Source organism: Pedobacter indicus (assembly GCF_003449035.1).
In the GTDB taxonomy this organism is placed as follows: domain Bacteria; phylum Bacteroidota; class Bacteroidia; order Sphingobacteriales; family Sphingobacteriaceae; genus Albibacterium; species Albibacterium indicum.
The window spans coordinates 2995343-3019369 of the sequence record NZ_QRGB01000001.1; the positions used below are offsets into that span (position 1 = coordinate 2995343).

The 24027-nt window shown below is 39.3% G+C and carries 22 protein-coding genes; 10 read left to right on the forward strand and 12 right to left on the reverse strand.

Translation table 11 applies throughout. The annotated features are described in order from the left end of the window. Positions 1-26 precede the first annotated feature (26 nt). A complete protein-coding gene (locus D3P12_RS13200; RefSeq protein WP_118196240.1) occupies positions 27-524 on the reverse strand; it encodes an FKBP-type peptidyl-prolyl cis-trans isomerase in 498 nt (165 codons plus the stop codon). A gap of 23 nt (positions 525-547) precedes the next feature. Continuing rightward, positions 548-2566 carry a thioredoxin domain-containing protein gene (locus D3P12_RS13205; RefSeq protein ID WP_118196242.1) on the reverse strand — a complete coding sequence of 673 codons (2019 nt, stop codon included), beginning with the start codon at positions 2564-2566 and terminating at the stop codon, positions 548-550. Positions 2567-2683: 117 nt separating this feature from the next. Between D3P12_RS13205 and D3P12_RS13210 the strand changes: the two genes are divergently transcribed. Together D3P12_RS13210 and mazG are read left to right on the forward strand one after the other, a co-directional pair. Continuing rightward, complete coding sequence (locus D3P12_RS13210) at positions 2684-4462, forward strand: aminopeptidase P family protein (RefSeq protein ID WP_118196243.1); 1779 nt, start codon at positions 2684-2686, stop codon at positions 4460-4462. Beyond that, positions 4462-5268 carry a nucleoside triphosphate pyrophosphohydrolase gene (gene mazG, locus D3P12_RS13215; protein WP_118196245.1) on the forward strand — a complete coding sequence of 269 codons (807 nt, stop codon included), beginning with the start codon at positions 4462-4464 and terminating at the stop codon, positions 5266-5268. The genes D3P12_RS13210 and mazG overlap by 1 nt, the downstream gene beginning before the upstream one ends. Positions 5269-5707: 439 nt before the next feature. Here the strand turns inward: mazG and D3P12_RS13225 are convergent, their stop codons facing one another. Beyond that, complete coding sequence (locus D3P12_RS13225; protein WP_317124660.1) at positions 5708-6937, reverse strand: ABC transporter permease; 1230 nt, start codon at positions 6935-6937, stop codon at positions 5708-5710. A 61-nt stretch (positions 6938-6998) separates the two neighbouring features. Here D3P12_RS13225 and fmt point away from each other — a divergent pair, with 61 nt between their 5' ends. Continuing rightward, positions 6999-7916 carry a methionyl-tRNA formyltransferase gene (gene fmt / locus D3P12_RS13230; protein ID WP_118196250.1) on the forward strand — a complete coding sequence of 306 codons (918 nt, stop codon included), beginning with the start codon at positions 6999-7001 and terminating at the stop codon, positions 7914-7916. 3 nt (positions 7917-7919) lie between these two features. Here the strand turns inward: fmt and D3P12_RS13235 are convergent, their stop codons facing one another. Together D3P12_RS13235 and D3P12_RS13240 are read right to left on the reverse strand one after the other, a co-directional pair. Further along, positions 7920-8786, reverse strand: a complete 867-nt coding sequence (locus D3P12_RS13235) for an aminotransferase class IV (RefSeq protein ID WP_118197104.1) — start codon at positions 8784-8786, stop codon at positions 7920-7922. A gap of 37 nt (positions 8787-8823) precedes the next feature. Next, positions 8824-9870 (reverse strand): RluA family pseudouridine synthase, encoded by a 1047-nt coding sequence (locus tag D3P12_RS13240; protein WP_118196252.1) that lies wholly within the window; start codon positions 9868-9870, stop codon positions 8824-8826. Between the two features lie 17 nt (positions 9871-9887). Between D3P12_RS13240 and D3P12_RS13245 the strand changes: the two genes are divergently transcribed. The 3 genes from D3P12_RS13245 to D3P12_RS13255 are packed head-to-tail and all read left to right on the forward strand — an operon-like array spanning position 9888 to position 12648. Continuing rightward, positions 9888-10862: a 1-aminocyclopropane-1-carboxylate deaminase/D-cysteine desulfhydrase gene (locus D3P12_RS13245; protein WP_317124661.1), complete on the forward strand. Its 975-nt coding sequence runs from the start codon at positions 9888-9890 to the stop codon at positions 10860-10862. A gap of 28 nt (positions 10863-10890) precedes the next feature. Continuing rightward, positions 10891-12225 carry an L-lysine 6-transaminase gene (gene lat / locus D3P12_RS13250; protein ID WP_118196256.1) on the forward strand — a complete coding sequence of 445 codons (1335 nt, stop codon included), beginning with the start codon at positions 10891-10893 and terminating at the stop codon, positions 12223-12225. A 27-nt stretch (positions 12226-12252) separates the two neighbouring features. After that, positions 12253-12648 (forward strand): hypothetical protein, encoded by a 396-nt coding sequence (locus tag D3P12_RS13255; protein ID WP_118196258.1) that lies wholly within the window; start codon positions 12253-12255, stop codon positions 12646-12648. 36 nt (positions 12649-12684) lie between these two features. On the opposite strand, the gene D3P12_RS13260 is transcribed toward D3P12_RS13255, so the two are convergent. The 3 genes from D3P12_RS13260 to D3P12_RS13270 form a co-directional block, all read right to left on the reverse strand. Next, positions 12685-14043, reverse strand: coding sequence for an acyl-CoA dehydrogenase family protein (locus tag D3P12_RS13260; RefSeq protein ID WP_118196260.1), 1359 nt, complete (start codon positions 14041-14043; stop codon positions 12685-12687). Positions 14044-14101: 58 nt separating this feature from the next. After that, positions 14102-14842 carry a bacillithiol biosynthesis deacetylase BshB1 gene (bshB1, locus tag D3P12_RS13265; RefSeq protein ID WP_118196262.1) on the reverse strand — a complete coding sequence of 247 codons (741 nt, stop codon included), beginning with the start codon at positions 14840-14842 and terminating at the stop codon, positions 14102-14104. Positions 14843-14915: 73 nt separating this feature from the next. Continuing rightward, on the reverse strand, positions 14916-15533 hold the full coding sequence (locus tag D3P12_RS13270) for a DUF4294 domain-containing protein (protein WP_118197105.1): 618 nt from the start codon (positions 15531-15533) through the stop codon (positions 14916-14918). Positions 15534-15639: 106 nt separating this feature from the next. Between D3P12_RS13270 and D3P12_RS13275 the strand changes: the two genes are divergently transcribed. The 4 genes from D3P12_RS13275 to D3P12_RS13290 all read left to right on the forward strand — a co-directional run bounded on the left by D3P12_RS13275 (position 15640) and on the right by D3P12_RS13290 (position 21011). Then, complete coding sequence (locus D3P12_RS13275) at positions 15640-17853, forward strand: RelA/SpoT family protein (protein WP_118196264.1); 2214 nt, start codon at positions 15640-15642, stop codon at positions 17851-17853. Positions 17854-17954: 101 nt separating this feature from the next. Beyond that, positions 17955-18458, forward strand: coding sequence for a Fur family transcriptional regulator (locus D3P12_RS13280; protein WP_245977451.1), 504 nt, complete (start codon positions 17955-17957; stop codon positions 18456-18458). A 48-nt stretch (positions 18459-18506) separates the two neighbouring features. After that, entirely contained in the window at positions 18507-19781 is a 1275-nt protein-coding gene (locus tag D3P12_RS13285; protein ID WP_118196266.1) for an adenylosuccinate synthase, read from the forward strand. A gap of 87 nt (positions 19782-19868) precedes the next feature. Further along, positions 19869-21011: an anthranilate synthase component I family protein gene (locus tag D3P12_RS13290; RefSeq protein ID WP_118196268.1), complete on the forward strand. Its 1143-nt coding sequence runs from the start codon at positions 19869-19871 to the stop codon at positions 21009-21011. Here D3P12_RS13290 and D3P12_RS13295 read toward each other — a convergent pair. The 4 genes from D3P12_RS13295 to D3P12_RS13310 form a co-directional block, all read right to left on the reverse strand. Then, positions 21004-21813, reverse strand: coding sequence for a M48 family metallopeptidase (locus D3P12_RS13295; protein ID WP_118196269.1), 810 nt, complete (start codon positions 21811-21813; stop codon positions 21004-21006). The genes D3P12_RS13290 and D3P12_RS13295 overlap by 8 nt on opposite strands. Before the next feature lie 72 nt (positions 21814-21885). After that, the gene (gene plsY, locus D3P12_RS13300; protein WP_118196271.1) at positions 21886-22527 is read right to left on the reverse strand and encodes a glycerol-3-phosphate 1-O-acyltransferase PlsY; all 642 of its coding nucleotides are present in this window, start codon (positions 22525-22527) and stop codon (positions 21886-21888) included. After that, positions 22524-23396: a carboxylating nicotinate-nucleotide diphosphorylase gene (nadC, locus tag D3P12_RS13305; protein WP_118196273.1), complete on the reverse strand. Its 873-nt coding sequence runs from the start codon at positions 23394-23396 to the stop codon at positions 22524-22526. Before nadC ends, plsY begins: the two co-directional genes overlap by 4 nt. A 70-nt stretch (positions 23397-23466) precedes the next feature. Then, entirely contained in the window at positions 23467-23859 is a 393-nt protein-coding gene (locus tag D3P12_RS13310) for a DUF4783 domain-containing protein (RefSeq protein ID WP_118196275.1), read from the reverse strand. Positions 23860-24027: the final 168 nt, after the last annotated feature.

The following is a 24027-nucleotide window of genomic DNA, read 5'->3' on the forward strand; positions in this document are numbered from 1 at the left end:
TAAAATTCAGCAACTAATGGCTACTTTTAATGACTACTTTGACCATCTATCCCATGTGCATGCCCATGCGACAGTTCATCCTCTGTAGCTTCACGAACCTCTAATACTTCAATATCAAAGTGAAGATCTTGTCCCGCCATGGGATGATTCAGATCTACAACAACAACTTCTGGACTCACCTCTACTACCTTCGCACGGAATTGATTTCCTTGGTTGTCTTGTAGAGGAATAATTTCTCCAACAGGTGGGATACCAGACTCTTTAAACATATCAGCAGGGAGCTGAGCTACCGCTGCTTCATCGACATCGCCATAAGCATCAACTGCTTTCAGTTCAAAATCAACAGTATCACCTTTTTTTAAGCCTTGTATATTTTCTTCGAATTTAGGCAACATCATACCCACACCCGATAAGAAAACTAAAGGGTTTTCCTTGTTTGCTTCCTCTACAAACTCCTTCTCTCCATTGTTTAATTTGTGTAACTTGTAAGTTAGCGCTACTACGGTGTTTGGTTGTATATTCATCTTATCAAAATTGTGGAGAGCTTTTAATTACTCTCCGGATTAAAAATTAAATTTAAGGCAGCTGGTATACTATTTACCGGCTTGCTGCAACTTTTGTTTCTACAAACATATACTTTCGTTGTTTGTCCAATTTTATTTTTTAGTAAAGGAAGACTCTCTTCTGTACCCCCAAGGGTTATACGATTCGGAAGATAGACCTGATCTAATTCTTTTCTATATTTATGTAATTTTGGCCCAGTGATAGCAATTTCATTAACACCAACAACCTCTTCTAATACCAATATTGCCCAATTCGAAAACGCGGAAGGGTAAGTTTTGATCTGTGGAAAAACATTACCCAAAGTCTGCATAGCCATTGAACGATAGTTATCATCATCAAAAAACAAGCCTAACTTGAATAATTGACCGACAAAAACTGAATTGGAAGAAGGAATGACATCATCCATAACTTCCTTTTTATCGGCAATTAGCTGCTCCGCCTCTTGAGAACTGTAATTGAACACAGTATCACCTTTCTGCCAGAAATCAACCAATACCCTGTCTGTTAATTTTTTAGCTCGGAGCAGGTAGCCGACTTCGAACGTACATTCATACAATCCGATCAAAGCATCAATATAAAATGCATAATCATCTAAAAAACCAAGAATCTGACGTCCCCGATGTTCTGGCTGTCTTAACAATCTGTCATTCGCTTTTAAAAGATTTTCACTAATAAATTGATCACACTTTTTTGCGACATCCAAAAAATCCGGTTGATCAAACACACGATACGCATCAGATAAGGATCTGATCATCATGGCATTCCACGAACAAAGAATTTTATCGTCTAAAGCAGGACGATTCCTTTTTTCACGATAGTCCCATAGCCTCCTTTTCGTTTCGGCGAGATAGTTTTCCCATTCCTGTGCTGTATAACCAACGTCTTGCGCCAATGTGTCAGCATGCTCGTCGATCTTTAGCACATTCGTATTCATTTCTGCCCAGTTCCCTTCTGAAGATATTTGAAAATAATGAACAAACGATTCCGCATCATCACCCAAAGCCTCGCGAATTTCTCGTTCCGTAAAACAATAGTATTTACCTTCAACACCATCACTATCCGCATCGAGCGAACTGTAAAATGCACCAGAAGGATGTGTCATTTCCCTTTTTACCCATGCTATTGTTTCATATACAATACGTTTATAGTGGGGATCTCTTTTATGGAGATAGGCTTCACTGTAAAGACTGATTAACAGAGCATTATCATACAGCATTTTCTCAAAGTGAGGGATGTGCCACTCAGCATCGACGGAATAACGTGCAAAACCACCTCCTACCTGGTCATAGATCCCTCCACAAGCTATTTTTTTTAAGGTAAAATGTACATGGTCTAATACAGTGTTATCTTTCGTGTGAAATCCATAACGTAAAAGAAAGAGCCAGTTATTGGGTAGAGGGAACTTTGGTACCCGACGATTTCCCCCGTACTTAGCATCAAATGAATTTTTCCAGTCGCTCACCATATCAATTAAGTCCTGCAACCGAAAAGGTTCTTGTACTTCATTGTATGGGATCAAATCTGACCGGACAATACCTTCTGTCAAACGTTCAGCATAATCGTAGGCTACGTCTGGCTTTTCAAGCCACGTCTCGTTCAGTTGAATTAAAATACTGATCCATTCTTCGGGCTTAAAATAAGTCCCGCCGTATATTGGCCGACCATCGGGAAGGCAAATAACGTTGAGCGGCCACCCGCCTTGCCCTTTCATTAACTGTACGGCCGTCATATAAACCTGATCGATATCAGGACGTTCTTCACGATCAACTTTGACAGCTACAAAATGATCATTCATCACTTTCGCCACTTCGGTATTTTCGAAACTCTCTCTCTCCATCACATGACACCAATGACAGGCCGCATATCCTATACTGATGATGATTAATTTATTTTCCTTTTTCGCTTTGGATAGGGCTTCTTCACCCCAAGGATACCAGTCAACAGGATTATACTGATGCTGTTTCAAATATGGAGAAGATTCTAATTGTAACCGATTCGGCATATATTATATAAATGTAAGATTTTCAATGAAGAATAGAAAATTACAGGAAGGATAAGCTAATATTTAGGTTTTAACCTTAGCTTTTTAGTAACTTGCAAACTTATTAATTCGTAATATATGACACCTTTTAACAAACTCTCCCTTTTAAGAGAGAAGATGAAAGAAAAAAATATTGATGCTTATATTATTGCTTCTGCAGATCCTCATATGAGTGAATATCTACCAGATCGATATAAAAATATGGAGTGGTTGTCAGGCTTTACCGGTTCAGCAGGAACATTAGTAATTACGGCCGATTTTGCTGGTTTGTGGACTGATAGCCGCTATTTTGTTCAGGCTGGGGAGCAGCTAAAAGACACAGGTTTTGAATTGGTTAAACTAAAAAACCAAGGAGCTCCAGAATATATTGACTGGTTAGCAAAGCACTTGACCCAAGATGCAACAGTCGGTTTTGATGGTAAACTGATGTCAATAGCGGTTGCCAAAGAGGCGATAGAGACTTTGCAGACGAGAAATATTCGTGTTATTTCAGATATTGACCTAATTGACGATATCTGGACTGACCGTCCGTCTTTGCCGACCGAAAAGGCATACTTGTTAGACGAAGAAACGACGGGCAAATCTGTCGCAGAAAAGATCTCGGAGATAAGAAGCAGGCTAAGAGAAAGTGGAGCCACAGCTCATCTTATTTCATCACTGGACGATATATCTTGGATCTTTAACCTTCGTGGATCCGACGTAAAATGCAATCCGGTTGTATTGAGTTTCGCTATTATTGAACCGGAGGATGTCCAACTATTTATCGATAAAACCAAGTTAAGTGGGGATGATATTGAAAAGCTCCACAGATCAAAGGTATCGATTCAGGAATATGACGCAATAGAACATGCGATCACATCGTTACCTGGGGATGCTACAGTTTTTGTTGATCCTAAACGTAACTGCTTCGCTTATTATTCCCTCATTCCGACGACATGCAAAAAGGTAGAAAATATTAATCCAAGTACTTTTTTAAAAGCAGTAAAAAATGAGGTTGAACTTACTCATACTCGTACAACGATGGTTAAAGACGGTACAGCACTAACCAACTTTTTCTATTGGTTGGAAATGAGTATTGGGAAAAAAGAGATCACCGAAATTACGATTGCAGAAAAGCTGAAAGAATTCAGGGCCAAACAAGAAGGCTTCGTGGGTGAGAGCTTTGATACGATTGCAGGCTATAAGGCTCATGGTGCCCTCCCTCATTACAAAGCTACCGAAGAAAACAAATCTACGTTGGAACCAAACGGGTTATTGCTTATTGATTCAGGTGGACAATATACAACAGGGACTACAGATATTACCCGAGTTATCTCATTAGGAAATCCTAGTCCGGAGGAAAAAAGAGATTATACACTTGTGCTTAAGGCGATGATTGAAGGAAGTACTACTAACTTCCCTACTGGTACAAAGGGTTATCAGATTGACGCGATAACTCGCAGACCTCTCTGGGATCATTTCAAAAACTATGGACATGGCACCGGCCATGGCGTTGGTTTCTTCTTGAACGTACATGAGGGTCCACATGTGTTTAACACGGCGAACATCAACATCGCGATTGAGCCCAACATGATCACTTCAATAGAACCTGGTCTTTACATTGAAGGGCGTTACGGCATTCGCATAGAAAACCTTGTAGCTAGTCATATTGAAGCCGAAAATCAATTTGGCCAATTCCAATGCTTCGAGACTTTGACATTATGCTATATAGAAACGTCGTTAGTAGACAAGGATTTACTGAATGATAAGCACATAGAGTGGCTGAATAACTATCATGCTGTTGTATTCGAGAAAATTTCCCCTCATCTGGACAATAGCGAACGAGAATGGTTCAAAAATAAAACAAAAGCAATCTAATGGGTAAAACTCCTCCTCCTCCACAAACTAGTGCAACCGGAGCCTTTCAAAGGTTATTAGAAATCATGAATACGCTCAGGACAGACTGCCCTTGGGACCGAAAGCAAACGATGCTAAGCTTGCGGCACCTGACAATTGAGGAAATGTATGAATTAGCCGATGCCATTCTTGAAAATGACCTCCCGGAAATTAAAAAGGAACTAGGAGATATTCTCTTGCACATTGTTTTCTATGCAAAAATTGCTGAAGAACAACAGGCTTTCGACATTACAGAAGTGCTCAATACTATTTGTGATAAACTCATCAATAGACACCCTCATATTTATGGCGATGTAGCTGTAGATGATGAAGATGATGTAAAACAGAATTGGGAGCAAATTAAGCTTAAAGAAGGCAATAAGTCTGTTTTGGGCGGTGTTCCCCAATCTCTACCGGCCTTGGTAAAAGCTTATAGAATCCAGGACAAAGTCCGAGGGGTAGGATTCAACTGGGAAGAGAAAGCTCAGGTATGGAAAAAAGTTGAAGAAGAGTTGAACGAATTCAAAAATGAATTCAATATCAGTGAGGAGAAAGATATCGATCAGGAAAAAGCAGAGGCCGAATTTGGAGACGTTTTATTTTCGCTGATCAATTACGCCCGTTTTCTGGACATTAACCCAGAAAATGCTCTTGAAAGAACAAACAAGAAATTTATTAAACGATTTTCTCATTTAGAGAAAAGAGCAAAGGAAGAGGGCAAAAACTTACACGACATGTCATTGGAAGAAATGGATGTATATTGGAACGAAGCGAAAACTTTCGAATAATATTATCCGTTGTGCTTTTTAAATAATACTTAACTTCAATTTTACGCAAAGAAAACTTAGTCGGTCAATTTGTTTGAAATCAATTTGCCTTTATCAAAGTTTTCTTCACCATGAGTACGCTTATCAAAGCGCTAAACGACAGAACGGAAGATGAGCATGTACAAGATCAACGCAAAAAGGGTGAAAAACAAAAATCACTTTTGGGTACCTTGGCAAGACGTTGTAAAGGGTATTTAGCAATTAATTATCTATTAATTCCCTATTCCTCCCGTATAAATAGACGAAAATTGGGATGTATCAGCAAATAACTCGGTAAAAAATCACCTATAAATCCGAACAAGGTCTTAAGGTGATTCCATTCTCAATACGCTTTATCAGAGAAATGAACAATTTTTTAGGCCCTTTTATTAATATTAACCCTAATGCACAAAGGGCAATATTACTTAAAACTTATAGCTTTTACCGGATTAATCCTGCTCACTAAACCTGAGGGTATCAGCAACACCAGTAGACAAATTATCAATGTGCCTCCATTTAACATAACTACATCGGCGAATGAAATAGATATTGGCACATGATCTACATAATAAGACGCCTCATCTAGCTTGAACAGACGAGTGGTTGATTGGAGTAAGCAGAGTCCCAGCCCTACTAAATTGCCCAGTAGCAGGCCATAACCGATCAAATATGCAGAATTATACAGAAAGATTTGCCTAATCCCTCCATTCGTAAATCCCAATGCTTTTAATATACCTATCATCCCCGTGCGTTCTAAAATCATAATGAGTAAGGCAGAAATCATATTAATAACAGCAACCAGTACCATCAGAACAAGAATCACTTCCGTATTCACATCTAAAAGATCCAACCACTTAAAAACTTCGGGGTAATAATCTACAATGCTGACCGCCCTAAGATCAATCGGCAGACTGTTAACAATATCAGTAGTCGTTGTTTCGATATCACTAAAATCATTCACACGCATCTCATAGCCTCCTACCGTATTTTGATCCCAATTATTTAGACGTTGAATAAGTGGTAAGCTGCCAATGACATAGACCTTATCAATTTCTTCAACACCCAAATTAAATATCCCCACAATCTCAAATTTTCTTTTCCGAATAGGTTCTTGAACGAAATACATCAGGAAATCATCGCCTAGACTTAAACTCAACCGGTTCGCTAAGGTTTGCGAGACAAGGATTTGAGTATTTGCAGCATTGGCATCACTAAAGTCAATCCCTTTACCTTCGACAAGGATTTCGGCAAGATAGCTTTGATCATACCGTGCGTCGATTCCTTTCAAGACGACACCCTCTACCTCATCGTTGACGTTAATAATTCCAGGTTTCGTAGCGAAAGGATAGATGGATTTGACATTATCAATTGCTTTTAACTCGGTAGTCGCTGTGTCGCTCAACGAAATTGGCATATTATCGTACGCTATATTCAGATCATACTGAAAAGCAATGACATCGCCGCTAAATCCCCGTTGTTTTTCTATAATTTCATTCTTGAACCCTTTTAACACAGCTACCGCCAAAATCATGACTGTAAGCCCCAGCATAATACCAGCGATAGCTACTCGTACAATTAACTTCGAGAATGTACGATTACTTTTCGTTGTTATACGTTTGGCTATGAATAAAGGAAAGTTCAAATTAGACACATATTATTTTTACCTTCGCAAAGGTAAAGAATGTATTTAAGAATCTTTTAATTAATAGTATATGTCGATTATTTTCATGGGGACTCCAGACTTTGCAGTTGCTTCGCTTAAAGCGTTATTAGATGCAGGAGAGAAAGTAGTTGCAGTGGTTACAGCACCTGATAAACCAGCGGGTCGAGGGCAGAAGCTTCATCAATCTGCTGTAAAACGTTATGCTCAGGAACAAAGCTTGGCCATTATGCAACCGACAAACTTGAAAGATCCTGATTTTCTGAGCGAGTTAAAAAGCTACCAGGCTGAACTTCAGATCGTCGTGGCTTTTAGGATGTTACCTGAAGTCGTGTGGAGTATGCCGAAAAAAGGGACGATAAACCTGCATGCTTCTTTATTGCCTCAGTACCGAGGTGCTGCGCCGATTAACCATGCCATTATAAATGGCGAAAAAGAAAGTGGTGTGACAACATTCTTACTTCAACACGAAATCGACACCGGTAATATTTTATTCTCCGAAAAAGTGCCGATCAGCAACAATGATACAGCCGGAGATTTACATGACGAGCTTATGAAAGTTGGCGCACAACTTTTGGTCAAGACAGTTCAGGCAATTAAGCAAAATAAAATAGAAGGAACACCACAACAAACAGATAAGGAGACGCTAAAAAGCGCACCGAAAATTCACAAGGATGATTGTAAAATCAACTGGGCACAGTCTGCTAAAAACCTACATAACTTCATCAGAGGCCTAAGCCCCTATCCTACTGCCTATACCCGGTTAAATGGTAAGATTTTAAAAATTTTTAAGGCCTCTCCAATTTACGAAAAACCTGACATAGCGGTCGGAGATTATAAGAGCGACGGCAAAAGCTTTCTTCGATACGCTTGCACTGATGGATACATCGATGTAGAAGTTCTGCAAATCGAAGGCAAGAAGCGTATGAGTGTCACTGATTTTTTAAGAGGATATCAAATAGGGCAATAAAATCTATTCTGTATCCCGTGTATCTAACCAACATTCATATTGGCTCCAGAATTCCTTTGATAGACGGTTGAAATATCGCTTTTTCTTATATCCTAAAACACACTGCATCCCGTGTACCGCATTGGTTAGGAATATTTCTTCTGCCTCGTTAAGAATGTGCGGATTAATTTGAGCCTCGATAATTTCAATCCCGGTTTCGCCAGCAAAATCAATTATTGAACGGCGCATAACACCGTCAACACAACCCTCGGTCAACGCTGGTGTATATATGTTATTTTGGTAGATAACAAAGATATTGGAGGAGGAGGATTCACAGATAAATCCCTCCTGATTTAAAATAACGACATCGTCTAAACCATGCTTCTTTCTATAGTTTGCAGCAAGAACATAAAGAAGCGCATTGCTGGACTTAAGACCCGATAACGTATTAACTGACTTTCGATGATCAGGAAAAATATCGATAATCAGCCCTGCTTGGTTATGAATATTAATCTTCTTGTCTAACCGACTTGCCTCCAGAAGATAGGCAGGCATATTTGTTGTTGGGGTATAGAGTCCTTCGCCATCACGGAACACCGCTAGGCGAATACGGCATTCGCTCTCTAATAAATCATTTTTTTTCAGAAGTGCTTCAACACGGCTCAGAATAAAGCTTTCATCAAACATATTGAGCCTGTCAAACTGCAATAGACTCACACCCTCCTTCAGACGCTGAACATGGTAGTTTAAAAGATGTATTTTTCCGTTTTCACAACGCATTGTTTCAAAAATCCCATCTCCATACCTAAAGCTTCGATTGGTTGTCTGAAATATTGCATCTGTACTTCTATAAAATTCACCATTATAATCTAAATAGCGAGCTGGATTCATTAAGGTATTTTTATTTATATATATACTAAATAATAGTTTAATCTTGCTTATTCTCTCGATCATATTGAACATACGATCGCCACTTTTCTAAACATAAACGGAAATCATCAGGCAATGGTTTATCGAATGTCATTTTTTTCTTTGTTCGTGGATGTATGAATCCTATTGACTCCGCATGCAGCGCTTGCCGTGGTAAAATAGCAAAACAATTATCAATAAATTGTTTATATTTCGAGAAGACTGTTCCTTTCAATATTCGATCGCCACCATAAGTAGCATCGTTAAACAGCGGGTGTCCGATAGACCTCATATGAGCACGGATCTGATGAGTGCGACCAGTTTCTAATTGACATTCTATCAACGTAATGTAACCAAGTCGCTCTAAGATTTTATAGTGAGTTACAGACCATTTACCATTCTCTTCATTGTCATACATATCCATCACCCGTCGATCCTTCAAACTACGTCCTATAAATCCAGTAACAGTGCCATTTTCTAACAAATCGCCCCAAACCATAGCAATGTATTTGCGGTGGATACTATGGTCAAAAAACTGTTTCGCAAGATGAGTCATGGTAAATTCGTTTTTTGCAATGAGGAGCAATCCGCTCGTGTCTTTATCTATTCGATGAACCAAGCCTGGTCTGCCATCATTACCGGGCATTTCAGGCAATGAATTAAAGTGGTATGTCAAAGCATTCACCAAAGTACCCGAATAATTGTTGTAGCCGGGATGGACAACCATTCCTGCTTCTTTGTTAACTACTAGCAGATCTTGATCTTCATAGACAATATCGAGCGGGATATTTTCCGGATAAACCTCAGTATCCCGCGGTGGATGTGGAAATACCACTGAAATTGCGTCAAGCGGTTTAACTTTATAACTAGCCTTTATTTCCTGGTTATTTACCAATACGTTACCGGCGTCAATAGCGTTCTTTATTCTGTTCCGAGATGCGTTTTCTATTCGGTGCATCAGAAACTTATCAATACGCAACAGACTTTGTCCTTTATCCACTACGATCCTAAAGTGCTCAAATAAATCCTGTTCTTCGTTCTCCTGTGGATTAAGTTCATTATTCATAACTGCAAAAATAAGATATGTTCATCAATTGCGATCAGGATTCACTAGTTTTATCTAACTTTTATCGTCAGGCATCTTATATGGAACTTAACTTTGATTTCTATAGTCCGGAACAAGCGTTAGTCATACCCTCAGCGGTTGAAAGGGGAATTAAAATATCGATCAAGCGAGATGATTTGATTCACCCTTATATCTCAGGAAATAAATGGCGGAAATTAAAATATCCATTACAAAAGGCGCGAGAGCAAGAAAAGTCGAAGTTAGTAACTTTTGGAGGTGCTTGGTCAAATCACCTTCTGGCGACTGCTTGTGCCGGAGCACAATTCAAGTTCAAAACGATTGGGTATGTACGGGGCGAGCAAGTATATAATCCTGTACTGAATCTTTGTCGATTATTTGGAATGGATCTTCGTTTTGTAAGTAGAGAAATGTACCGTGACAAACACAATTTATTTGACCGGAACCATAAGCATGATTCCACTGCCTTTTTTATTGATGAAGGCGGTTATTCTGCAGACGGAGCAAAAGGGTGTGAAGAAATCATCAGTGAACTGAAAGATCAGTATGATCATCTGTTTGTAGCCTGTGGAACAGGTACAACCTTAGCCGGCATATCCCAAGGTGCTTCATTATATTGCCCACATGCTCAGGTTCATGGTATTCCCGTTTTAAAAGGCGGCTCCTTTATCGAAAACGCAGTAAAGTCTATCTACCCTAATGCGAATTTCAGGTTGCACTTAGATTATCATTTTGGTGGTTATGCGAAAACAACACCACCGCTCATATCTTTTATCCAAGATTTTTGTCAAAATACGGGTATTCTGATAGAGCCTGTCTATACAGGTAAGTTGCTTTTTGGAATCCAGAAGCTGATCGAAAAAGGTCATTTTAGCTCGGGAGATCGGTTATGTGTTATCCATACCGGAGGTCTGACAGGTTTTTTAGGATTTCAAACTAATTTTTTGTTAGATTTGGATAGAACCAATTCTTGATATATCTGTACCGTTTAACCTCACAATTATGTACAAGCTCTCCGTAACACCCGATCAAGTTCAAAACGCATTATCCCGTCACATCTTAGCAGATGGCTATGATCTCACCTTCGATATGGCACGCAGCCATGGAGTCTATATCCATGATTCGAAAAACGACCGTGAACTGCTTGATTTCTTTACTTGCTTCGCATCTGTTCCTTTAGGATATAACCACCCTAAAATGGTAAATGATGCGCCTTTTAAAGAAAGTCTACTTCTGGCTGCTATGAGTAACCCTTCTAACTCCGACGTATACACACAAGAGTTTGCTGAATTTGTAAAAACGTTCTCTAGGGTGGGAATCCCGTCATTTATGCCCCATGCATTTTTTATTTCTGGAGGTGCGCTGGCCGTAGAAAATGCTCTCAAAACTGCGATGGACTGGAAAGTTCAAAAAAATTTTGAAAAAGGTTATAAAGAAGCGAAAGGTTTTAAAGTTCTCCACTTTAAACATGCCTTTCATGGGCGAAGTGGCTATACATTGAGCTTAACGAACACATTGCCAGACAAAACGAAGTGGTTCGCACAGTTTAATTGGCCGAGGGTTTCTTCTCCTGAAATTAGCTTCCCTCTCACTGAAGAGAATCTGACCAATGTAAAAAAATCAGAGAATGCCACATTGGCGGAAATTGAAGATGCATTCAACGAAAATAAAGATGATATTTGTGCAATTCTGATTGAACCCATTATTTCAGAAGGAGGCGACAAGCATTTCAGAAAAGAATTTCTTGAAGCAATCAGGCAGATTTGTGATGAGAAAGAAGCACTTTTGATTTATGATGAGGTACAAACTGGTGTCGGCCTAACAGGTAAGTTTTGGTGTTTTGAACACTTTGGCCCAAACGCACGACCAGACATATTGGCTTTTGGGAAAAAGATGCAGGTGTGCGGTATCTTAGCGGGAGAACGGATTGATGAAATTAAGAACAATGTATTTAGGGTATCTTCAAGGATTAATTCTACTTGGGGCGGGAACTTGGCTGACATGGTCAGATCAACAAAGGTCTTACAAATTATAGAAGAGGACCGACTTGTGGAAAACGCTGAGCGAGTAGGTAAATATTTACTACAAAAGCTTAGCGATTTGGCTAATCATTCAGAACTTGTTTCCAATGTGCGTGGCCGGGGACTATTAGTGTCATTTGATTTCCCATCAAAAGAAATTAGGGATAGGTTCATTCAAAAAGCACTGAAGGAAAATGCCTTATTCTTAGGGTGTGGTGAAAAATCAATTCGCTTTAGACCGGCACTTATTATTCAGGAAAAAGAGATTGACTTGGGAATAGCAATTATACGCAAAGTCTTGGTTAATCTTGAATGAGGATCAACGCGTATCAATTAACATTTTATGAATAAAGTAAACAAAAAAAGACTCATTTGGTTGGGGATTATCGTATTAATTGTCTTATATATTGTTGTTAGCGATTCTTCATTGCTAACAAATACAAAAGAAATCCGTGGAGGCTTTACTGAAGTAGCTTTCAATCGCAATGAAAACAATTCTGGTCCCGTAGTTAGAATCTATGCTGTTAAAGTAGATAGTCCGCTCGTGGCTGACTTTGATTCTTACGGAAGCTCAATGCCTCATACAGAGCACGGAACAACTAAGATATTCTTTTTTGATGCCAAGCAAGGCGCACCTGAAAAACTTTCATTGCAACCTCCTTATTACGATACAACACAGTATAGTGCTATATGGGTATTCCAAAAAAATGCAGTGGGGAAAACTACTACAAGTAACTAAAGAGTGTCGCATGTTCACGGGAACATGTGACCATTCTTAAACAAAAGCGCTAAACCCAGTTATCGCTCTACCGACAATTAGCGAATTGATCTCTTTTGTACCTTCATAAGAGTAAATAGCCTCAGCGTCAGCTACAAAACGAGCGACATCATGCTCAAGTAAAATCCCGTTCCCTCCCATCACCTCACGTGCTTTACTAACTATGTCACGCATCCGTAAAGTGCAAAACACCTTAGCTAGTGACGCATGTTCATCTTTAAGCAATTCTTGATCCTGTAATTCAGAAAGGCGGAACACTAGCGTTTGCATCGATGTTAAATTAGATAGCATTTCTACTAAATGATTCTGAATCAACTGAAAAGATGCTATCGGCTTACCGAACTGTTCACGTTTCCGAGTATAGTCTAATGCATTCTCATATGCACCTCTTGCACATCCGACTGCCATCCATGCAACACCAGCACGTGTCATTCTCAAAACATTAGCTGTATCTTTAAAAGAATTAGCCTTTGGCATACGATCGGCTTCAGGAACTAAACAATTCTTCATGGTGATCAAACCATTTTGTACAATACGGAGAGACATTTTCCCTTTCATCTTTTCTACCTCATAACCGGGGTTGTCTTTTCTTACCAAAAACCCTTTAACCTGATTATCGTCAACATCTCTCGCCCAGATAATAGTAACATCGGAAAAGGGAGCATTTCCAATCCATTTTTTTTGCCCATTTAAAACCCACCCGTCATCTGTTTTTTTACATGTCGTAGTGAGCCCGCCGGCCGCACCTGATCCGACTTCTGGCTCGGTTAAACCAAAGGCACCTATTTTTTCAAGTTTCTGCATTGAGGGGAGCCACTCATTTTTTTGTTCATCAGAGCCACACATATATATTGAACCCATAGCCAGACCACTTTGGACCCCGAAAAATGTTGCTATTGACGAATCTACCCTGGCCATCTCCATAGCAATGATCCCTTCCATAAGGAACGAAAGATTAGGACAACCATAGCCTTCATAGGTTACCCCGCAAAGATTCAGTTCGGCAAATTTAGGTATGATTTCGAATGGAAATTCATCACGCAGCCAATAACGATTAACCAAGGGCTTAATCTCAGTCTCCATAAAGTCACGCACTTTTAATTGGATAGCTCGTTCTTCGTCTGTGAGACGTAAATGAATCTCATAGAAGTCGCCATTAATGCCCGGAAGTACCCGTTCTTTTTTATCCGCATTAAGCATCTTCATAAGAGCAGCTAGCTGGCCGTCATCTAATTTCGAAAAACCATCAAGCGCTTTCGGCAAATCAACTTTCGCGGATAATTTGTCTAGCTTATCAAAATCAATCTGATGTAATAGCTTAAATGCGTTCTTAATCTTTGAAAAGGGGTTTGCCATGACTTTATCATTTAATATTTATAATAAGTGGAGCGTCAGTGTTTGAGATGATTAGCGATCACAGCAAATCAAAGAGACTATTTACTCCCAAATATCTGCTACAAGTGAAGCCCTCACCATGACTTACATGAATATCTTTCCCATATTCAATTGCCCGGCTTTCAATTGCTTTCAAAAACTCTGGACGAGATATGTAAGTCTGAGGCTCTTCTACCTGATAATCAGAATTAAAGAATTGACTTTTGAAAGCCTGTATCACTGCAATCTTCTCTTCCCAATATTCGCTGATATCCACAACGATATCAGGTTTAATATAACGGTCTTGAATCAGCCCTAGAAGCAATCTCGGACGGTGAGGCTCTTGTTCCATGCCCTCGTAACTTGTGCTAATTCGTCGTAGACCCGATAAAAAAACAGCATCATTCACCAATTTGCTAGCTCTGCCATGATCAGGATGACGATCTTCCAGTGCATTTGTAATAATAATCTCAGGTTGATAACGTCTTATTACCTCTATAACTTTAAGTTGGTGTTCTTCATCATTTTGAAAGAAACCATCACGCATCTTTAGGTTTTCCCGAACAACAATCCCTAAAAGCTGTGACGCTTTTGCCGCCTCCTCAAAGCGAGTAGCTGCTGTACCACGTGTGCCTAATTCCCCCTGCGTTAAATCGACTACACCCACTCGTTTCCCTGAATCAACGGCTTTCAGGATTGTGCCTGCGCAGCCAAGTTCTGCATCATCCGGATGCACCACTATCACCAATAAATCAAGCTTATCTTTGTTTTCAGATTCCATTTTTTAATTGTGTATTATCAGTTCTTATTAGCAATCCACTTCGGTAAGATAAGAACTAAAAGATTTAAGAATGTTAATAATAGAAATAACTACCGCGCTCGGCATTACGAATGATATTTTCAATATCTCGGTCCTCGCTTCGACTATATTCGCTTTTTAAATTATGTCCGAAAACCTTTGCCAGTGACTGGTAGAAAAAAGCAGGAACACCTCCTCTTAACTCCTTAACTACCTCATAACTAGAATTACCCGTTTGGCGGTCGATCAATTTCAACAGAATCGCTCCTTGAGAAACAGACATGTTTTTAATTTCTTTATTAAACATTTCTTTTATCTCACTTTCACACTGCCTCACCAATTTTCTCTGTTCCTTTTTACTATCGGTTAAAGCAAGGTCCCGATGAAGCTGCTCATATTTCTCTTGTGCAATTTTTGCATAAGGAAGGACCTTAAGAACATTATATTTCAGACGGTTATAAGCTTTTCGATCTGCTTCGGTTTTAAAGGTTCTACGACCGTATATATTTACTTCACGCAAAAGAATCCAAGGAACCTTCTCTCCGTCCAGCATGGTAGTAGGAACATTTATCGGGATTTGCCCCGCATCTAAACGAGATTCGGAATCCTGAGCATAAAGGTTTGCACCCAAAAAAACTAAGGAAGAAACTAAAAAAAGTGCCAAATATTTCATATATTTAACTAAGCCCAAATCAGAAATAAAGTTATAAAAAATTTCTTTTAAAAGATAATAAATACCTTTGAGGCTGTTATACAAAGACGAAAAACAGAAGTTATATATGAAGGAAATAGTAATCGATTTAGAAGCGGAAAAGAAGGAGATTCTAAAACGATATCGTGCTCTTTTAAGAGCCTGCAAACCTACCCTTCAAAAAGGAGATAAGCAGATGATACGTAAAGCATTCGATATGGCATTGGAAAGCCATAAAGATATGCGTAGAAAATCTGGAGAACCGTATATATATCATCCAATCGCCGTTGCTCAAATTGCGGCAGAGGAGATAGGTCTTGGTACAACATCTATTGTATGTGCTCTACTACATGATGTTGTTGAAGATACCGATGTCTCTCTCTTAGACATTGAATTGATTTTTGGGAAGAAAGTGAGTAAAATTATCGATGGACTAACAAAGATCTCTGGAATTTTTGACCCCAATAGCTCCATTCAGGCAGAAAATTTCCGAAAAATGCTACTGACCTTGGCAGACGATGTCCGAGTTATTCTGATCAAGTTAGCAGACCGTCTACACAATATGCGGACGATGGATTTCATGCCACGAGACAAACAACTTAAAATCGCGTCAGAAACTAGTTACTTATATGCCCCTCTTGCCCATCGATTAGGCTTGTATGCTATCAAATCGGAATTGGAAGATCTTTCGATGAAATATACCGATCAGGATACTTACAAGTTTATCGCAAAAAAACTGAATGAAAAAAAGGCTGAACGTGAAAGATATATCATTGAATTCATTGAGCCAATAGAAGAAATATTAAAGGAACAAGGACTTGACGCACACATTTTTGGCCGACCAAAATCCATCCATTCCATTTGGAATAAAATGCGAAAAAAGTCAACACCATTTGAAGAAGTCTACGACCTCTTTGCTATCCGGATTATTATTAACTCCAAACCCGAGTTTGAGAAAGCAGATTGTTGGAAAGCTTATTCAATCGTGACTGATTTATACAGACCAAATCCGGATCGATTGAGAGATTGGATCTCATCGCCTAAAGGCAACGGATACGAATCTTTGCATACAACAGTTATGGGTCCGAAAGGCCAATGGGTTGAGGTTCAGATAAGAACAACACGAATGAATGAGATTGCCGAAAAAGGTTTTGCCGCCCACTGGAAATACAAAGAATCGAACTCAGACAACGGATTGGATCAATGGATACAAAAAGTTCGCGATATTCTTAGCAATCCGGAAAGTAATGCACTTGATTTTGTGGCAGACTTCAAAATGAATCTCTTTTCAGATGAGATCTTTATTTTTACACCAAAGGGAGCTCTGATACAATTACCCCAAGGAGCGACCGCATTGGATTTTGCGTTTGAAATTCATTCAGACCTCGGAGCCAGTTGTATAGGGGCAAAAGTAAATCATAAACTTGTCCCTATCTCGCACATTCTTCAGAATGGGGATCAGGTTGAAATCATAACTTCTACCAAGCAAACTCCAAAAGAAGATTGGTTAAATATCGTTAAAACAGCGAAAGCAAAATCAAAAATTAAATCTTCGTTAAAAGAAGAAAAACGACGTGTTGCAGAAGATGGAAAAGAAATTCTAGAGAGAAAACTAAAGTCGCTCAAAATCACATATAACACGGACAATCTCAATAAGCTAGCGTATTATTTTAAACTTCCCTCAACTCAAGATTTATTCTACAACGTTGCTAAAGAAGAGATCGACATAAAAGATTTGAAAGAATTCGCTGTCTCTGAAAAGTCAAATGAACTGGGACTCAATCATTTCAACTCACACGTTGAGGGGTTAGTAAAAAAAATCAACAAGAAGGGTCAAGAGACACTACTCATCGGTGATGAACTTCAAAAAATAGATTACACGCTATCTCCTTGTTGCAACCCAATTCCAGGTGATGACGTATTTGGCTTCGTAACGGTGAGTGATGGAATTAAAATCCATCGAAGTAATTGCCCAAACGCCGCAAGTTTAATGGCAAACTACGCATACCGTATTGTAAAGGCTAAATGGACCTCACAAAAAGAACTTGCGTTTCTAACTGGCTTATCGATTGTCGGCATTGATGATGTCGGCTTAGTAAATCGGATTACAAAGGTGATCTCTGAGGACTTTAAAATCAATATCCGATCAATCACGATCTCTAGTAATGAGGGTATTTTCGAAGGGTCAATTATGATCTTTGTGAACAGTACCGAGCATTTGGAAGCACTAATTAAGAGGTTAAAACAAATTAAAGGCATCACTGCAGTGAATCGTTTTGAATCTGAGGTGATAACACAGTAATGTCACAATATGACCGTCTAAAGAAAAAACGAAATCACAATTACCCGAACATTCACATTTTCAATTTTTTTTGGGTAAATTTGACTTTTTAACAAAAACAAATGACTAAGCAAGACTCATTTCAAGTTGTAAAGAAGATTTTTGAAGCCTATCTTGAGAATAAGAACTTGAGAAAAACTCCTGAACGCTTTGCCATATTGGAAGAAATCTACTCCCGTAATGATCACTTCGACGTGGAATCTCTTTACATCCACATGAAGAATAAAAAATATCGTGTCAGCAGAGCAACTGTTTACAATACGCTAGAATTATTGGTTTCGTGTGATTTGGTTAAGAAACATCAGTTTGGAAAGAACATGGCACAGTTCGAAAAATCCTACGGGTTTAAGCAACATGACCATGTCATCTGTATTGAGTGTAGCAAAGTTGTTGAGTTTTGCGACCCGCGCATCCATCAAATTCAAACAATGATTGGTGAGTTGCTCAACTTTGACATTAAACATCATTCATTAAACCTTTATGGTGTATGTAGTTCATGTGCCACCAAGCGTGCGAAACGAGAAGAAAACTCATTAGAAAAAACCTCTTCTCGAGCCTATACGTAATCTTTATTATTTAAAATATATAATTCTCACTCTCTATTTCAAATAACTATGCAAGTTGATATACTTTTGGGTCTTCAATGGGGCGATGAAGGTAAAGGAAAAATCGTTGACGTTCTTTGTTCTCAATACGATCTGATTGCGCGCTTTCAAGGTGGTCCAAATGCAGGACATACATTGGAGTTCGATGATCAAAAATATGTATTGAATACCATTCCGTCTGGCATTTTCAATCGAAAGACATTAAACCTAATTGGAAATGGTGTAGTCATTGACCCAATTATATTAAAAAGAGAAATAGACAATCTAAAGAAGAGTGGTTACGATCCCATCAGTACGGGCAACCTAGTCATCGCGAGAAAGGCACACCTGATACTACCGACACATCAACTATTAGATGCCGCCTCTGAGTCTAAAATGGGAGCCGATAAGATCGGTTCTACACTAAAAGGGATTGGACCAACGTATATGGACAAGACCGGCCGGAATGGATTGCGTGTAGGTGACACAACTTTAAGGGATTTTAAGGAACGTTATCAGCGTCTGGTAGAAAAACACCAATCGATTCTATCTCATTATGGAGAGATACCGGACTTTTCGGAAAAGGAAACCGCTTTCTTCGAAGCAATCGAATTTTTAAAATCAATACCTCACGTAGATAGTGAGCATCTGGTAAATAAATACCTAAAGGAAGGCAAATCTGTCTTAGCTGAGGGAGCTCAAGGAACACTCTTAGATATCGACTTTGGCTCTTATCCTTTTGTAACTTCATCAAATACTACATCAGCTGGGGCGTGTACAGGTCTTGGAATTGCTCCAAAAACAATTGGCAAGGTAATTGGCATCTTTAAGGCCTATTGCACACGCGTTGGAGGTGGTCCATTTCCTACAGAATTGGACGATGAGATAGGAGAAGAACTACGACAAATCGGCCATGAGTTTGGTGCGACGACAGGTAGATCTCGTAGAACTGGTTGGATTGATATTCCGGCGTTACGTTATGCTATCATGTTGAATGGTGTCACCGAATTAGTTATGACTAAAGCCGATGTGTTGAGTGGTTTCAAAGAAATCAGCGTATGTACACACTACATCCACAACGGCAATAAAATCGATTACATGCCTTATGATATTATCACTGAACAACCGGTTCCGGTCTTTGAAAACCTATCAGGCTGGCAAGAAGATATCACAAAAGTAACCAACAAAGATGAAATACCAGAAGCTCTACAGTCTTATATACATTATTTAGAGGACAAACTCGAGGTTCCGATTCGTTACCTTTCTGTGGGTCCTGATCGGGTGCAAACTTTGGTTTTAAAATAACTACCAGTGGTTTACGAACCCAACGACATTAATTTATTTAAAGAAAAAGCCCGTTTATGGGCTTCTTCTTTTTCTACCGTATGCATAATGGATTCTAATGGGTATTCTGACCCCTATGGATCCTTTGCATTACGAATTGCTATCGGAGAAAAAGACCGTTATCAATCAAATGATCATGAAAAAATAAAGGAACTAGAACATTTCATAGATAGACATCCAAACACGTTCATCCCCGGTTATTTTTCGTACGATAGACATATATTTTTCTTTGTTCCCAAAATCCTGCTTGATATCACCGAAAAAACAGTTATCATACATGCGGCTGACCCAAATTCGGTTGTTCAAAAAATTGAAGAAACTCCGATTAAATATCAAAAGGTCAACTTTCAAGGGAAAATTCAACCATGCATGAGTCGCGACGATTATCGCAATGCTTTTAATGCCTTACGAAAGCATATTTTAAGAGGTGATATCTACGAAGTGAACCTCTGTCAGGAGTTTTATGCAGAAAATGCCAGCCTAGACCCTTTTGCTGCCTACATCGAGTTAAATGCTATTTCGCCAACACCGTTTTCTTGTTTTTTCAAATATGATGATATTTCGTTGATTTCTGCATCACCTGAACGCTTTTTATATCACAATCATAATACAATTATCTCCCAGCCTATTAAGGGCACCGCACCTAGAGGCAAGACTCCCTACGAGGATAAGGCTATTGTCGAAAAGCTAAAAAATAGCCCTAAAGAACAGAGTGAAAATATTATGATTGTTGACCTTGTCAGAAATGATCTTACGGCCAGTGCCCAACCCGGCACGGTAACAGTCAATGAACTGTTGGGAGTCTATAGTTTTAAACAGGTACACCAACTCATTTCTACCGTCAGCTGCAAAGCAAAGTCCGGCATTGATTCGACTAACATAATTGCGAATACGTTTCCACCAGGTTCTATGACAGGTGCTCCGAAACTTCGTGCAATGGAACTCATCGGAAAATACGAGAAGTCTAAAAGAGGAATCTATTCTGGTTCGATCGGGTACTTTGAAGGAAAAGGAAAATTCGATTTTAATGTCGTGATCCGAACATTAATATATAATACCAAGGAAAATTACCTATCATTTCATGTCGGCGGAGCAGTGACCGCCCAATCTATTGAGGAAGACGAGTACAATGAATGTTTATTAAAAGCATCCGCCATACGACAGATGCTTTCAAAAAATGCTATTACCTAGCCTTATAATATTCCATTGCTTCTGGAATCAGCTTTTGTATATTTTTAATGCGTCTAGCATCGCTTGGGTGAGAGCTTAAAAACTCAGGTGGAGCTCCAGCTCCTTCTTTCGCATCCATCATACGCGTCCAGAATTCTGCAGCTTCATTCGGGTTATAACCTGCCATGGCCATAAAAATCAACCCCATACGATCCGCTTCTGATTCCTGATTACGAGAATAGTTTAGCAAAGCCAATTGTCCACCAATACCGTACAGCTGATTAACAACAGCTTGTGTTGCTTGTGATTGACCGGAAGAGGCTACACCAACAACAGCGCCTCCCCCTTGGGCTAGAACCATCTGCGATGCACGCTCAGCCGAGTGTTTTGCAATCGCGTGGGCAATCTCATGCCCCATTACTGCAGCTAACCCCGCCTCATTTTTCGTAACAGGTAAAATCCCCGTAAAGATAGCAACCTTACCTCCCGGCATACACCATGCATTTATATTTTTATCTTTTACCAGAGCAAATTGCCAATCAAAATTATATTGATCACCCATGCCATTTTCATTAAAGTATGTCGTAATAGCTCTCGAAATCCGCTGACCAACACGCTGAACTTCATTCGCGTCAGACGTTCCTTTAATGACTGTTGTTTCCGGACTATTTAGAAAATCCCTGTAGGCCAAAGAAGCTTGCTCCCTTAATCCACTATCGTCAATAAGACTCAACTGCTTCCGACCGGTAAATGGCACTGTTGAACAGGCGCTTATTAATCCAATTAATAAAAAACTGCCAATTATCCTTTGTATATTTTTCATTGCATCCTAAAATTTAAATTGTTTTCAAAAAGTAAAAAAGCAATTTATATGCCACTTAGAAATCGGCAGAAATTATTTTCCTGCGAATAAATTAACTTTTGATTCCTTGCCTTTGAGAAGTCGCTCAATATTTTTCTGGTGAGTTATCAGAATAAGTGCACAGATGCAGATTCCATAAAGTAGTATCGACTTCACAGAGGTATGGAAAACAAACGAAACACTGAACGGAAAGGCAAAGCCTGCAGAGATCGAACTAAGAGAAACGTATCTCGTTGTTATCAGCACCACAAGAAACACACCTACGCATATCATTGCTGCGCCGAAGTGGATAGCAAGCACCATCCCGAAAAGAGTTGCTACACCTTTTCCTCCACGGAAACCCGCAAATACAGGAAACAAGTGCCCTAAAACCGCTATGACGCCCAAAATAAGTTGATAGTTTATAAAGAGGATCGAACTCTCGGGCCCCGTCACCGAAACACCGATAAAATAAGCTAAATTGGTTGCCGTCCACCCCTTTGCAATATCGATAACCATAACGCCCACACCCGCCTTCGCCCCCAATACCCTGAACGTATTTGTTGCTCCTGCATTTCCGCTACCGAATTCACGGACATCGACTCCGTAAAAAGATTGACCTAACCACACGGCAGTAGGTATCGACCCAAACAGGTAAGCGGCTAATAAGGCTAGAATAGAAGCAAAAGATATCATTTATCTACTGGCTTGTTTGCATCACTTTTAAGACTAATATCTAAACTTTTAACGGAATGAGTCAAAGCCCCCATTGATATATAGTCTACGCCACAAAGAGCGTAGTCGTAAGCGTTTTCAAAGGTAATACCTCCCGATGCCTCAGTAATAAATCTCCCGTCGACAAGTTTAACAGCCTCTTTCAATATATCGAGATCAAAGTTATCTAACAATATTCTTTCAACGCCTCCATGATCAATAACCTGGTTCAGTTCCTGAAGATTCCGTACCTCGATTTCGATATCAATTTTCTTTGGCAACGTTTTCCGATACTCATTAGCGGCATCTAGCGCCTTTTTAATCCCACCAGCAAAATCAACATGATTATCTTTAATAAGAATCATATCATATAGACCGAAACGATGATTTACACCTCCTCCGATCCGAACTGCCTCTTTTTCTAGAAACCGTAACCCAGGTGTTGTTTTACGAGTGTCCAGCACTTTAGTCTTAGTTCCTGCTAATGATTGAACAACCCGATTCGTCACCGTCGCAATCCCACTCATTCGCTGCATAACGTTCAAAACAAGTCGCTCAGCAAGTAATATACTATGCACACTACCCTCTACTTCAAGAAGAATATCTCCTGGCTTAACCCGATTACCATCAGCGATTAAGGGATTGATTTTCAACGCAGGATCGATTTGATGAAAAACAGCAAGAGCCACTTTAACACCGGCTAATATCCCTGCCTCTTTTATTAACATATATGCTTTCCCAGTACTTCCTTTCGGTATCGTAGATAACGATGTATGATCACCATCACCGACATCTTCTCTGATCGCCATTTCGACGAATTGATAAATAACACTCTTTCCTATTTGATCCATATCGATTATTTTTCGAGTCAAAAATAATAAATTGCCTCGAAAAACAACGCTATTCTACAAAATCACTATCCTAGTCAACGGCCTTTTCAATTCTCAGTTCAACTATTTGTGCTTTGTTACTATCAACTCGGAGGGAGTATGAAACTCTGAAATTACCCTTATTCGTGGCCAATTCAATCACTGCATGTTTATAGCTTGTACTGTTATTTAGGCGGTGGATAATTTTTGCAGAACGTGGTTCATGGGCGTTCAAAAAACTATTCAATATGATCTCGGCCTGTACTTTAGAGTAAACGTTACTGTCATTTAAAATTGAAAGATTAATGGTGGACGCGAAATGTTCGGATATTTCTTTGGTGTTGCCCGACTGAAAAGAGCTAGAAATCTCTTCAATAATGTCGCCTCCAACGTTCGAAAACGTAAAAAAACACAGCAACAGCGCCTTTATAAAGAAAACTTTCATTTATTATGTATATCTAATTAATATATAGTCAAAATTATTAAACCATTTCTTTCGAACCAAAAATATGCCAGTAATTATAAAACGCGGTGGATTCTTATTCTAGTCGCCTAATTATTTTGTAGATTTGCCATTATAAACATTACAACTAGATGCAAAATAATAAGAAAG